We start from the raw sequence: 1435 nt of genomic DNA, 5'->3' as shown, positions 1-1435 counted from the left end.
CGTCGGAAGGTGCGGCTGGATCACCTCCTTTCTAAGGATATTTTCGGAATACAAACCTAGGGTTTGTAAGATTACGTTTTGCGTTCAGTTTTGAAGGTTCATTCTTCTGAATGAAACACTTCAAAACTTGTTCTTTGAAAACTGGATAAAACGACATTGAAATTGTAACAAACACATTTATTTTTTAAGTTTTTTTATAGGCTTAATAACTTGGTTAAGTTATTAAGGGCGCACGGCGAATGCCTTGGCACTAGGAGCCGAAGAAGGACGGCACTAACACCGATATGCTTCGGGGAGCTGTAAGTGAGCTTTGATCCGGAGATTTCCGAATGGGGGAACCCACTACGTTTAATCGCGTAGTATCTTGACGTGAATTCATAGCGTCTTGAAGGCAGACCCAGGGAACTGAAACATCTAAGTACCTGGAGGAAGAGAAAGAAAAATCGATTCCCTGAGTAGCGGCGAGCGAAACGGGAAGAGCCCAAACCAAGAGGCTTGCCTCTTGGGGTTGTAGGACACTCTATACGGAGTTACAAAAGAGCGAGTTAGATGAAGCGACTTGGAAAGGTCCGCCAGAGCAGGTAAAAGCCCTGTAGTCGAAAGTTCGTTCTCTCCTGAGTGGATCCTGAGTACGGCGGAACACGTGAAATTCCGTCGGAATCCGGGAGGACCATCTCCCAAGGCTAAATACTACCTAGTGACCGATAGTGAACCAGTACCGTGAGGGAAAGGTGAAAAGCACCCCGGAAGGGGAGTGAAAGAGATCCTGAAACCGTGTGCCTACAAGTAGTTAGAGCCCGTTAATGGGTGATAGCGTGCCTTTTGTAGAATGAACCGGCGAGTTACGATTACGTGCGAGGTTAAGCTTTAGAAGGCGGAGCCGCAGCGAAAGCGAGTCTGAATAGGGCGAATTAGTACGTGGTCGTAGACCCGAAACCAGGTGATCTACCCATGTCCAGGGTGAAGGTGAGGTAACACTTACTGGAGGCCCGAACCCACGCACGTTGAAAAGTGCGGGGATGAGGTGTGGGTAGCGGAGAAATTCCAATCGAACTTGGAGATAGCTGGTTCTCTCCGAAATAGCTTTAGGGCTAGCCTCGTGATGAGAATACTGGAGGTAGAGCACTGTTTGGACTAGGGGGCCATCCCGGTTTACCGAATTCAGACAAACTCCGAATGCCAGATATTTATACACGGGAGTCAGACTGCGAGTGATAAGATCCGTAGTCAAAAGGGAAACAGCCCAGACCACCAGCTAAGGTCCCAAAGTAATCGTTAAGTGGAAAAGGATGTGGCGTTGCACAGACAACCAGGATGTTGGCTTAGAAGCAGCCATCATTTAAAGAGTGCGTAATAGCTCACTGGTCGAGTGACGCTGCGCCGAAAATGTATCGGGGCTAAACGATTCACCGAAGCTGTGGATTGACATCTACGA

At 48.1% G+C, this 1435-nt stretch carries 1 rRNA gene (only partly in view); it reads left to right on the top strand.

Annotated elements, in window-relative coordinates:
• Positions 1–212 precede the first annotated feature (212 nt).
• Positions 213–1435: ribosomal RNA gene (locus ACIQLB_RS11380) — 23S ribosomal RNA — on the top strand (it continues 1468 nt past the right edge of the window).

The organism is Lysinibacillus sp. NPDC092081 (genome assembly GCF_044755845.1).
GTDB lineage: Bacteria > Bacillota > Bacilli > Bacillales_A > Planococcaceae > Lysinibacillus.
This window is presented reverse-complemented; position numbering and strand designations above follow the sequence as displayed.